Here is a 12,867-nt window from a genome sequence, read left to right as displayed (position 1 = left end):
TTATTTTAGAATGTGTTCTTTTTGGTTGTATATCTGTTTATTTGAAATCATATTATTAATGACTTCGGAAACTTTATAAAAGTGTTGAAGTTCTTCCGAAGAAACATTTGCTTTAATTGTATCATTAAAGGTCAATACTTTTTCTTTAGAGTAGGCTCTTTTTTCTCGTCCAAAGTCTGTCAAGAAAATCAAAACGCCTCTGCCATCTTCTGGGTTTGGCTTACGAATGATAAGTCCTTTTTCTTCCATGGTTTTTAAGGTTCTTGAGAGGCTTGTTGCTTCCATACCCATTTTTGGGCCTAAAGATGTTGAAGGTGTTCCATTTTCTGGATCAATACTTAGCAGTGCGAATCCCGTAGCCATTGTTGTGCCAAATTGAGATGCTTCTTCGTTGTACATTTTATTGACTGCTAACCATGTGGTTCTAAGTACGTAATCAATGGTCTTATCCTTCATAAATTTAAAATTAGGAATCCAAATATACTAAAAAATACTATGCATGCATAGTATTTAAGAAAAAATTATGCATGCATAGTATTTTTATTTTGATCGAAATTTTATGAATTATGAAATTTCCAAAGAAAAATGAAATATAGGTTTACTCTCTGTAAATCTTATCATATAAATCTTGATAAATCCCTTTGATAATATCACGTTTCATTTTCATGGTAGGAGTGAGGTGGCCACCTTCAATGGACCAAACATCATCTGTCAATTCAAAACGTTTGATTTGTTCCCATTTTCCGAAGTGTTTATTATATTTATCGATCTCTTTCTGGATTCTGGCAATAACTATCTCAGAATTAGCGATATCTGCATTTGAGTCCCCTATCTTTTTTCCTTTTTGTTTTGCCCATTCCCTAATAAAATCAAAGTTTGGCTGTATGATTGCTGCTGGCATCTTTTCGCTTTCTCCAACGACCATGATTTGCTCTATGAAAAGGGATTGTTTCATGTCATTCTCTAAAAGTGGCGGAATTACATATTTACCTCCAGAGGTTTTGAACATCTCTTTTTTACGACCTGTAATTTTTAAGAAACCGTCGCTATCGACTTCTCCTTTGTCTCCTGTGTGAAAGAAATCACCGGTCATTACGCTATCGGTTTTTTCTGGATCTTTATAATAGCCTTTCATGACGTTGGGTCCTTTAATTAGGATTTCACCATCTTCTGCAATTTTGACTTCTACGTTTTTAATAGGTTTGCCAACTGTACCAACTCTAAAATGGTGGTCTTTGTACATTTCTACAGATACTACTGGAGACGTTTCGGTAAGACCATAACCTTGCATGACTTGCATGCCTGCTGCGCAAAATACTCGGGATAATCGCGGTTGTAGTGGTGCGCTACCAGAAACCATTGTTGAGAGTTCACCTCCTAAAGCTTCTCTCCATTTACTAAAGATTAATTTATTGGCGATTTTTAGTTTGAATTCATACCAAGCGCCATTAGCTCCATAAGGCTGCCATTGCTCTCCCAGTCTTACAGCCCAATAGAATAATCCTTTCTTAATACCTGATAGCTCTTCGCCTTTGTGCATGATTTTATCATATACTTTTTCAAGTAATCTTGGTACAACACTCATTAAGTTTGGCTTGATCTCTTTGGCATTATCACCTATTTTATCAATGCACTCTGCAAAATATATGGTAGTTCCTGCGTATTGATATATGTAAATCAACACACGTTCAAAAATATGACAGATAGGTAAAAAGCTTAAGATTCTTGTGCCTTTGCCTGAGATTGGTAATCTATGTGAGGCATCCAATGCATTACTGGTTATATTTTTATGCGATAGCATAACGCCTTTTGGTCTGCCTGTTGTGCCAGACGTGTAGATTATCGTGGCTAAATCATCTGGTAAAACATCGTCTTTTCTAGCTTCAACTTCTGGTTGATTGCTTTTGTCTTTTCCGAGTTCAAATAATTCGGAATAAGGTTTACAGCCTTTAATATCTTCAAAAGAATAGACCTCTTTTACTTTTGTATTGGCCTGCACTTTTTTGACCTTATCATAGACTTCTTTATCAGAAACAAAGCAGTAAATGGATTCACTATGGTTTAAAACGTATTCGTAATCTTCCGCAGAAATTGTTGGATATATTGGAATGTTTTGAGCACCTAATTGTAGGATACCGATGTCCATGATATTCCATTCGGTCCTATTTGTAGTTGAAATAACTGCAATTTTATCATTTTTCTGAATTCCTAATTTTAGCAAAGCCCTACTCATGGCATTGGCTTTGTCTATGTATTCTTGGGTAGATGTTTCTATCCATTTACCATCTTTTTTTGTGACTAAAGCAGCATCAAGATTGTGGTGCTTTAATTGATGGTAAGGAAAATCAAATAGTCTGGTTATTTCTGTCATTAAATGATTTGATAAGATTGTAGTATTGCAAAGTATGAAAATAAAAATGAATTTCAAATTGCAAAAAAAAGGAGTTGCTCTAAACTACTCTTCTATAATTGAATTTATGGTACATCTACCAATTATTGATTTTTAATTTTTAGTTTTTTTAATTTTCAGGATTGTAATTAAAGTTAAAATTATAAATTTTGATCGTAATAATTGTGTAAAAAAACGTAGCTGCCTATTTTTTTAATATAGCTTTAATTAAGGGGTAATCATTTTTAAAGTAAGATTTAGGCGTTTCATTCATAAACAATTTAAAGTCCCTTGCAAAATGAGATCTGTCATAATAATTAAACATAAAAATTAGCTTTTTGAAATCAATTTCTTGACTTTCATATTTGCGCATGAGATTTGAAAATCTATAAAGTTTGATATACTTACCGGGAGTTAAGCCAACGATTTTTTTAAATTGATTTTCTAATGTTTTTTGTGACATTTCAATTTGGTCCAAAATGTCAATTATATTTAATAAGCCTTCTTTTGATTTGATAAGGTTAATAACGTTATCAATTGTTTTTGTATTCTCATTGGTTGTTAATTCTATATTAGAAAAAAAAACATTTAGTGACTCAGCCATTTTCTCTGGCGTTGTATAATCTTCAAAAACTTTATCGATTTTGGTATCGAATTCTGGATGAAACTTTGATAACAAAACATGTTTGTTTTTAATTTTTGAGATATCGGTGTTTAGAATTTTATATAGCGCAGTTGGATGAAAGCTAATACCAAAATAATTTGCTTTTGTTTCGCTGAAAAACTCATATGATCTAACAAATTGACCACTTAGGATTGTACCAGTTACTGGTTTTTGATCAGACTTTAGCATCCCATTATGATTTCCGTAGAAAGCATGTGTAATGTGCGTTAGCCCTATGGGAATAATTGTAGAATTGAAAGGAATGACTTTTTCAGACAGCGTAAATTGATAATACTCCTCTATTAAATGAGGAACATTATTTTCATAATAATTAAGGGTCATGGATAAAAATTAATGTAGTCAAATTAACACATTATTCTTAAAAATCCATTTAAAACGAAGTTTTTTTTATTTCGTTTTATTTTCAACCCATAGTCTTGCATTCACAAAAGCTTCTATCCAGGGAGAGACTTCATCCTTTCTGTTTTCGGGATAATTTGCCCAGTTCCATTGAAAAGTAGAGCGCTCAATATGTGGCATCATCACCAAATGACGACCCGTTTTGTCACATAACATTGCTGTATTAAAGTCAGATCCATTTGGGTTTGCAGGATAGCTTTCATAACCATATTTTGCTACAATGTTGTATTCGTTTTCTTTCTGCGGAAGACTAAACTTACCCTCGCCATGACTGATCCAAACTCCCAAAGTCGCATCCTTCAAAGTAGAAAGCATTACCGAATTATTTTCTTGTATCGTTACAGATGTAAATCCACTCTCGTGTTTGTGAGAATCATTGTGTAACATTTTTCCGTGCGCTTCATGCTCAGGATTTATCAAATCCAATTCCATAAATAATTGGCAACCATTACAGATCCCAACCGAAAGTGTATCCTCTCTTTCAAAGAATTTTTTAATAGCCTTGTTGGCGTTCTTATTATATTTTATTGCTCCAGCCCATCCTTTTGCAGAGCCCAGTACATCACTGTTTGAAAATCCACCAACAGCTCCCAAAAACTGGATATCCTCCAAAGTCTCACGACCCGAAATTAAATCGGTCATATGCACGTCCTTAACATCAAAACCAGCCAAGTACATTGCATTTGCCATCTCACGCTCAGAGTTAGAGCCCTTTTCACGAAGTATTGCAGCCTTAGGTCTAATTCTTGATTCCGACTTGCTCACGCCTTGTAATCTGGACGTTAAGTTTTCGTTCTTGATATCTTCAATTTTTCCAGTAAAATGTTTAGGAAAATGATATTTTAAAGGTTGTTTGGCGTAGTTTTCAAACCGCACTTTAGCCAATCCATTTGCAGTTTGTTTTTGATCTAATAAATATGAAGTTTTGTACCACATATCTCGTAATCTGGAAACCGTCATTGTAAACACCTCATTGCCATTAATGATGCTTAGAACATCACTATTTGTCGGTTTTCCAATATTGTGGAATTCGATATTGTTTTCCTTAAGGATTTTTTCTACGGAAACATCCTTAGCTTGAAAAACGATTCCCGCATTTTCAGAAAATAACAATTTTATGGCATCTTTTTCTTGTAAAGCGGTTAGATCCAATTCAGCACCTAAATTTGTATCTGCAAAACATAATTCCAGTAAAGTAGTAATCAACCCACCAGAAGCAACGTCATGCCCAGCAATTATTTGTTCGTCTTTTATTAAATTTTGAATCGTATCAAATACAGTTTTTACATATGACGCGCTTTGTACATTTGGTACATCATGTCCTATTTTGTTACGTATTTGTGCAAACGAGCTTCCACCCAGTTTGAAAGCATCTTGCGAAAGATTTATGTAATAAATGTCACCTGCATTTCGGTTAAGAACAGGCTCAACGACTTTCTTAACATCATTACAATGCGCTGCTGCAGAAATAATTACCGTACCGGGAGAAATCACTTCTTCGTCCTTGTACTTTTGTTTCATGGATAGAGAATCCTTTCCTGTTGGCACATTGATTCCTAAATCTATAGAAAACTCTGAGATTGCCTTTACAGCCTCATATAAACGAGCATCTTCACCCTCGTTCTTACAAGGCCACATCCAGTTTGCAGATAATGACACGCTTTTTAATCCGTCTTTTAAAGGAGCCCAAATGATATTGGTCAATGCTTCAGTAATACTATTTCTACTTCCAGCTTCGGGATTTATCAAACCCGAAATAGGTGAGTGGCCAATAGAGGTTGCAATACCTTCTTTACCATTGTAATCTAAAGCCATTACGCCAACATTGTTCAATGGTAGTTGTAATGGTCCTGCACATTGTTGTTTTGCTACTTTTCCGCTGACACAACGATCTACTTTATTCGTTAACCAATCTTTACACGCCACAGCTTCTAGCTGTAAAACTTGATCCAGATAATCGTAAACATCATCGGTGTTATAATTGATTTCACTGTAATTTCTAGTTACAGTATGGTCTTTCATGATTTTTTTTGGAGAGCTGCCAAACATGTCTTCAAGCGCCAAATCCATAGGTGTGTTGCCTTTGGTTTTAGATTTAATGCTAAAATGGTTGTCATCGGTTACATTTCCGACGGTATAAATAGGAGAACGTTCTCGCTCTGCAATTTTACTAATATGGTCTAGATGTTCTTCGGAAATGAGCAATCCCATGCGTTCTTGCGATTCATTGCCAATAATCTCTTTGTCAGAAAGTGTTGGGTCACCAATAGGAAGCTTGTCTAAATCAATATGTCCACCTGTATCTTCAATCAATTCACTAAGGCAGTTTAAATGGCCTCCAGCACCATGATCGTGAATGGAAATGATATGATTTTCTTCACTTTCTACCATGCCACGCACCACATTTGCAGCACGTTTTTGCATTTCTGGGTTTGACCGTTGAACAGCATTAAGCTCAATGCCCGAAGAAAATTCTCCGGTATCTGCACTTGAAACCGCAGCTCCACCCATACCAATTCTATAGTTTTCACCTCCAAGCACTACAATTTTATCTCCAGCTTCTGGTACCGCTTTTATGGCTTGATCAAATTTACCATAACCAATTCCGCCAGCTTGCATAATCACTTTATCGTAAGCTAAAGTTCTATCATCTTCTTTATTCTCAAAAGTAAGAACAGAACCGCAAATGAGAGGTTGTCCAAATTTATTTCCAAAATCTGAAGCTCCATTACTTGCTTTTATCAAAATATCCATTGGCGTTTGATATAACCAAGGACGTGCTTTTAATTTTTGTTCCCAAGGACGATTTTCTTCCAATCGAGAATATGAAGTCATATAAACTGCTGTTCCTGCTAGAGGTAACGAACCTTTTCCACCAGCGAGTCTATCGCGAATTTCTCCTCCAGATCCTGTTGCAGCGCCATTAAATGGCTCAACAGTAGTTGGGAAATTATGGGTTTCTGCCTTAAGTGAGATTACAGATTCAAAGTCTTTTTTCTCGTAAAAATCTGGAACATCAGGACGTTTTGGTGCAAATTGCTCAACTCTTGGTCCTTTTACAAATGCAACATTATCTTTATAAGCCGAAACAATATCATTAGGATTTTGTTTTGACGTTTCCTTAATCATTTTAAATAATGAACTTGGCTTTTCCTCGCCATCGATAATAAAGGTGCCATTGAAAATTTTGTGACGACAATGCTCACTGTTTACTTGTGAAAATCCAAAAACTTCGGAGTCGGTGAGTGGTCGTTCGATTTTTTTAGAAACACCTTCTAAATATTCAATCTCCTCATCGTTAAGGGATAGACCTTCCTTTTGGTTATATGCGGAAATATCTTCTATTTCAATAATTGGCTCTGGTTGAATGTTAATTGTAAAAGACTCTTGGTTTAAACCGTTGTATTTTTCTGAAATCATCGGGTCAAAACCTTTGTAATCTTCTTTACAAGCCTGGAATTCTTCAATACGAAGTATGCCCTCAATCCCCATATTTTGGGTTATCTCAACTGCATTGGTACTCCAAGGTGTAATCATTGCTGCTCTGGGACCAACAAAAAAATCCGCTAATGCGGATTGTTCGATTTTAGGTTGGTTACCAAATAACCATATCAATTTTGAGATAGTCTCAGTTGATAATTCTTTTGTTGCTTGAACAGCAAATACCTTGCTGTTTTGGTTTCCGAAGAAATGAATCATTATATCGTATTTAGGTGTATTTTTTTGAAAGTTCAAATTTACGCTTTTTAGATATATTTTAAGTGCTATTTAAAAATGAAAATTTGGAGTTATTCACGTCTTATTAACCAAAAAAAAGAGTTAAAACCACTTAACATTTTAAGTAATTTTAACTCCTAAATTTTTTTAATTGTTAAGGTTATTGCTTGATCAGTTTTTTTGTAATGCTGCCTATGCTTGAATTTAGTTTTACAAGATAAACGCCTTTTGCTAACTCAGAAATTGATAACTTTTTATGCGTTGATGTTATCTTTTGGGTTTTTACTTTTTTTCCTAATATGTTGTAGATTTCTACAACTAAATCTTCGTTAGAATCAATATTTACGAAATTCCCAGATGCTGGATTTGGATACATTTTAACAGCATTTGTAATTTGAAATTCTTCAACAGATAACGAGTTTTGCCAAATTTCAAGAACAAATTGAGGATTGTCTATAAAAGGGTTGCGATTGTTCTGTTGATTGAAAATCGCATTGTTTCGATCTAATTCTCTTTGTGAAACAGGATCGTTAACATGCCAATTGTAAAGAATGTCTAAAAATGGTTGGTCGATTGCTTGATTTGCAGATCCATCAAACATCACATAGTTAAAACCAGTGATTTGAGATTCGTAGCGCGTTACAAAAAAGAAATACATTCTAGCAATATCACCCTTGAATTCATCGATAGGTTCAAAAACATCCCCAGAATATCCAGCAGCAACGCCAGAATTTGTGTTTTCTCCTCGTCTTGTACCATTTGAATATTCATCAAATTGTAAGGTCGTATCTACAAAACCGTATGGTAAATTTCCTCTTTGTGCGTTAACGTATTTGTCTGTTGGTATCACGAAATGAGCATCATTACGCATAGGTGATGCACTGCTAAATGAAGATTGTGGGATGGTATGTTCTCTGTTATAACGTTGACCTTCTGCAGTACCCATAGTACCATCATCTTGGTTTACACCGTATGTATATTCGTAAGCATCTGGTAAGTTGGTACTTGTGTTATCTGGATTTTGAATCACTCTTTCAGAATACATGTCTAGTAATGTACCGTTGTTTTCATAGTATAAATCAACATCTGAGTTTTCATAAGTGTCGTACAATGCCCCATATCCTAAATCTTGAGCAATGAACTCTGTTGAAAGTCCATCGTCGTTATTGTCAATGATTGCTTTAAGCTGGGTTTTTAATGTATAACCGGTGCCTGTTGCAGAGTTATAATAACCAGCAGGAGCTTGTGCAAATAAAGTTGCAGTAAAACATACTGCTATAATAAAGTAAATGTGTTTCATAGTTTTAATTTTTCTTTTCTAAAAGTGCCATGTAAAATCCGTCATAACCGGATTTATGTGATAAAATACTTTTATCTTTTACAAAGGTAAATTCTTTTCCCATTTCTGATGTTAAAAAAGTATCAACTTGTTTCTTATTTTCCGAAGGAAGAATCGAACAGGTTGCGTACACTAATTGCCCACCAGGTTTTACAATACGAGAATATTGCTGTAAAATTTCTTGCTGTGTTTTTTTTATGTTTTCTATGAATTCTGATTGTAATTTCCACTTTGCATCGGGGTTTCGACGTAGCACGCCTAAACCAGAACAAGGTGCATCAATTAGAACGCGATCTGCTTTGTCGTATAATTTCTTAATGACTTTAGTAGATTCTATTGGTCTAGTTTCAATATTGAAAGCACCATTTCTTTTTGCTCTTCTCTTAAGTTCGTGCAATTTGTTTTCGTAAATATCTAAAGCAATAACTTGCCCTTTGTTTTCCATTAAAGTGGCGATATGTAATGCTTTTCCTCCAGCGCCAGCACATGCATCAACGACTCTCATACCAGGTTTTACATCTAAAAATTCTGCAACCAATTGAGATGAGGCATCTTGAACTTCAAAGAAACCGTTTTTAAAAGCTTCGGTTTGAAATACATTAGCGCGCTCTTTTAGTTTTAGGGCATTTGGGTATCCTTTTATGCTTTCGGTTTCAATACCATCGTCAAATAACAAAGCCTGTAATTTTTCTTTTGTGGTGTTGAGTGTGTTGACTCTTAAGATTACATCTGCTTGTTCATTTAAAGCAGCTATTTCTTTTGTCCAAACAGATTCTCCGAGTTCTTTTGCTCCCAGTTGATCTAGCCAATCTGGAATAGATTCCTTGAATTTTCTGGTTTGTGAAAGCTCGTCAAAACGTCCCTTAATTTTACGTTGAGGTGTGTTTTCAAAATATTTCCAGTCTGGTAATTTGATACCTCGAAGTGTCGCCCACACTGCAAAAATACGCCATAGATTTTCTCTATCAAACGGTTCTTTGACTTCTGCGATTTCAGCATATAAACGTTTCCATCTCACAATATCGTAAGTGGTTTCTGCGACAAAAGCACGATCTCGACTTCCCCAACGCTTGTCTCGTCTTAAGAGTTGTTGGATAACTTTATCTGCATACTTGCCTTCGTTGAAGATTAAGGTTAATCCGTCGATGACTGCAAAGCATAAATTTCTGTGTAAACGCATTTTTTTAGTACTCATTATTCAGTCTTCAAAGAGCAGTTAAAAACTACTGTCAAAAATTGAATTTGTTTTAAAATAATTAAGGATGCAAAGGTACATTAAATTGTTTATTTGATTGTGAGTTTATTTGTTTAGCTTTTCTATTTTTATAGAATACTTAAATTTGAATGATATGAGAAGGTTTTCTATGATTTTAGTGATTATATTTTTTAATATAAGTTTTTTAGGTTGTGGCTTGATTTGTCATCCAAGTTATAAATCTAATAATCTAATGTCGACAGGAAATAGATTCTCAAAACTGGATATTGAAATTTTGTTGCAGGACTCTACTTTAAATGTTAGAGCTATTGAACTATCAAAAATTGATGGTAGCGATGTCGTAAATTACGCCTCTTCTAATGGAAGGATTTCTGTGGCAACTGAAGATTTCTTAGGATATTTTGGAAATATGAATGAAATTTTCTATCGAGAGCAGTATTCTGCTATAAATGATTCTGTAGAAATTAATTTTAGATCTTTAGCATTGGTTAATAATAATTTCTATGCTCTAGGCATTGGGTCGCCTGGGAGAATAATCAGTAATGTTAGAGATTCAATTACTATAGTATACCAAGACAATCACCCAAAAGCATTCTACGACTCGATGGAATTTTGGAACGACCAAGAAGGCATCGCCATTGGTGATAGTACAGATGGATGTTTGTCTGTAATCATAACAAGAGATGGTGGTAATACATGGACTAAATTAGGATGCGACCAATTACCAAAAGGTATTGAAGGAGAAGGTGCGTTTGCAGCTAGTGATACTAATATTGCAATAATAGGGAATGAAACTTGGGTGGCAACCAATACAGGACGAATTTATTACTCAGATGATAAAGGACTATCATGGACAATCTACAATACACCAATTGTTGCAGCCAAAGAAACCGAAGGCATTTATTCCATAGATTTTTACGATAATAAAAATGGTTTTGCCATTGGTGGCGATTACACCAAACCAGCAGATAGTACTGCCAATAAAATAAGAACCAAAGATGGTGGTAAAACATGGCAACTCGTTGCGCAAAACCAATCTCCAGGTTACAGGAGCTGTGTGCAATATGTGCCAAACTCAAACGCTCAAGAATTGGTGGCTATTGGTTTTAAGGGTATCGATTATTCCAATGATGCAGGAAATTCATGGACACATTTAAGCGACGAGGGTTTTTATACCATTCGGTTTTTGAATGATAGCACTGCTTATGCTGCAGGAAATAAGAGAATCGCTAAACTTAAGTTTAGAAAATAATTATCCTTTTTGTCTGGATTTTCGTTTTCTAAATTCGTTAAACATTCGTTTGTTGAATTCGTCTTCGGAAATTTTAAGTAAAATGACTTTTTTAGCAGGTATGACTTCCATAAGATCTGCTGCAAATTGCTTTCTCATTTGTAGTTTTTTCTCTTCTAAAATCTGCATTTTTTCTATTAGTGATTTTGCATCTGCATCACTCATCGATTCCAAACTAACATTTTTACGATTTTCACGAGATTGTTTTCTTAACGCCTCATTGTTTGCTTCAAAGGCATTGTAAATTGGCCAGAATTTTTGTGCTTCATTTTCCGTGAGTTCAAGTTTCTCGGTGATGAACGCTATTTTTAAAGCTTTTATACGCTCTCTTTTTTCATTTTCTTGTGAAAAAGAACTCATCGTAATGGCAATGAATATGAGTGTTATTGCTAATTTTTTCATAGTAATTATTGTATTATTAAATCTTCTATATCAGATTGATCTAAAAGGTAATCTTTAATGGTTTCTTCAGAGATTTCAGTATCTGTAAAACTTGTTGTGTTTAATTCTTCCGCAGTTAAAAACTCAGATAATTCATAACTCGTGTAATCTTCTTGCTCTAAATAATTTTCAATTGAAGCAGTTTCCAATGAGTCAAAAGTGACAGGGTTTGACGTATTATAGAAGATATTGAACATTAAAACCAAAGAAGCAGCAATTGCGGTAGCGTACATTACTTTTTTCCAATTAAACAAGGGGAAAACTTTAGCGTTATGCTCTGCTGTTAATTTGTTGGCTATTTCTTGGTCAAGCGTTTCAAAATAATTATCGGGAATTATAAAACCGGTAGTTTCAGCTTTGTTTTTTAAGCTTATTTCATTGAGTATTTCCTCTTCCAATTGAGAAAAGTAATCTTTCGGAATTTTAAATCCTGAAGTTTTTTTTGTATTTAATTTATTGTGTTTCATGTTCACTTTCCGTAGAAATATTAATCATTTATTATAAGACTAATTTTTATTAAATTAGTTTAATCTTGGGTCAAGTGGGCTTCGATTTTTTTTACAGCAATGTGATACGAGGCCTTTAGTGAACCTTCGCTCGTTTCTAAAATCTCTGACATATCCTTGTATTTTATTTCCTCAAAATAGCGCATATTAAAAACGAGTTGCTGCTTCTCTGGCAATGTTGCAATGGCTTGTTGCAATTTTAGCTGTATGTCGTCACCTTCAAAATAGACATCTGCTTTGAGGTTTGTAATGGCTTGTTGCTGATGTTCTTCCGAAGAAAAATTTGCACGCTTTGCATTTTTATTGAGGTGCGTTAGGGATTCATTGGTGGCAATACGGTACATCCATGAATATAATTTACTGTCGCCTTTAAATTTATGGATGTTTTTGTGCACTTTAATAAACGTGTTTTGCAACACGTCGTCTGCATCGTCATGAGATTTCACAATATGCCGAATGTGCCAATATAATCGCTCTTTATAAAGATTTAAGAGTTCTTTAAAGGCAAGTTCTTTTGTGGTTGGATTTGTAAGTTTTTTTATGAAATCCTGTTCGTGATCCAATACATCTGTTTTTTAATTTAGACTTGTGAATTTACAGAAAGTTTAATGAAAAATAATAAATGGCATAATTAATTGATAAACAGTTGATTAAAATTAATTTAATCGATTAAAAGTAAAATAAGACGATGAAATGCATATTTTTCTTGTTTAGGTCGTTTTTTTAAATTATGTTTGTTTCAGCCTAACCTACTTAATATTACCATTTTCCCCAAATGTGGTAATGTAACTGAAAAGGATGCGACTTAACGGAGCATCCTTTTCTATTTTATGTTCTCTTCGTAAAATGTGCTTTTCTTCGGAAATTTGAAAATCTTAACTTTA

Annotated in this window: 10 protein-coding genes; 1 reads left to right on the top strand and 9 read right to left on the bottom strand. The window is 34.3% G+C overall.

What is annotated here, in order from left to right:
* From GQ40_RS09195 to GQ40_RS09170, 6 genes are all read right to left on the bottom strand, one after another.
* Positions 1-456, bottom strand: a complete 456-nt coding sequence (locus GQ40_RS09195; protein ID WP_047547748.1) for a MarR family winged helix-turn-helix transcriptional regulator — start codon at positions 454-456, stop codon at positions 1-3.
* Between the two features lie 142 nt (positions 457-598).
* A complete protein-coding gene (locus GQ40_RS09190) occupies positions 599-2,371 on the bottom strand; it encodes an AMP-dependent synthetase/ligase (RefSeq protein WP_047547746.1) in 1,773 nt (590 codons plus the stop codon).
* 223 nt (positions 2,372-2,594) lie between these two features.
* Positions 2,595-3,395 carry a helix-turn-helix domain-containing protein gene (locus GQ40_RS09185; RefSeq protein ID WP_047547744.1) on the bottom strand — a complete coding sequence of 267 codons (801 nt, stop codon included), beginning with the start codon at positions 3,393-3,395 and terminating at the stop codon, positions 2,595-2,597.
* A 66-nt stretch (positions 3,396-3,461) separates the two neighbouring features.
* Positions 3,462-7,172 (bottom strand): phosphoribosylformylglycinamidine synthase, encoded by a 3,711-nt coding sequence (purL, locus tag GQ40_RS09180; RefSeq protein WP_047547742.1) that lies wholly within the window; start codon positions 7,170-7,172, stop codon positions 3,462-3,464.
* Between the two features lie 178 nt (positions 7,173-7,350).
* Complete coding sequence (locus tag GQ40_RS09175; RefSeq protein WP_047547740.1) at positions 7,351-8,490, bottom strand: endonuclease; 1,140 nt, start codon at positions 8,488-8,490, stop codon at positions 7,351-7,353.
* 4 nt (positions 8,491-8,494) lie between these two features.
* A complete protein-coding gene (locus tag GQ40_RS09170) occupies positions 8,495-9,709 on the bottom strand; it encodes an RsmB/NOP family class I SAM-dependent RNA methyltransferase (protein WP_047551778.1) in 1,215 nt (404 codons plus the stop codon).
* 268 nt (positions 9,710-9,977) lie between these two features.
* Between GQ40_RS09170 and GQ40_RS09165 the strand changes: the two genes are divergently transcribed.
* Positions 9,978-10,997: a WD40/YVTN/BNR-like repeat-containing protein gene (locus tag GQ40_RS09165; RefSeq protein WP_231565560.1), complete on the top strand. Its 1,020-nt coding sequence runs from the start codon at positions 9,978-9,980 to the stop codon at positions 10,995-10,997.
* Here GQ40_RS09165 and GQ40_RS09160 read toward each other — a convergent pair whose 3' ends face one another.
* The 3 genes from GQ40_RS09160 to GQ40_RS09150 are packed head-to-tail and all read right to left on the bottom strand — an operon-like array spanning position 10,998 to position 12,546.
* Entirely contained in the window at positions 10,998-11,438 is a 441-nt protein-coding gene (locus GQ40_RS09160) for a hypothetical protein (RefSeq protein WP_047547737.1), read from the bottom strand.
* Positions 11,439-11,443: 5 nt separating this feature from the next.
* Entirely contained in the window at positions 11,444-11,944 is a 501-nt protein-coding gene (locus GQ40_RS09155) for a hypothetical protein (RefSeq protein ID WP_047547735.1), read from the bottom strand.
* 59 nt (positions 11,945-12,003) lie between these two features.
* Positions 12,004-12,546, bottom strand: coding sequence for an RNA polymerase sigma factor (locus GQ40_RS09150; RefSeq protein ID WP_047547733.1), 543 nt, complete (start codon positions 12,544-12,546; stop codon positions 12,004-12,006).
* Positions 12,547-12,867: the final 321 nt, after the last annotated feature.

It is taken from the genome of Psychroserpens sp. Hel_I_66, assembly GCF_000799465.1.
GTDB lineage: Bacteria > Bacteroidota > Bacteroidia > Flavobacteriales > Flavobacteriaceae > Psychroserpens.
The sequence above is the reverse complement of the archived record's forward strand: the minus strand, read 5'-3'. Positions and strand labels throughout refer to the sequence as shown.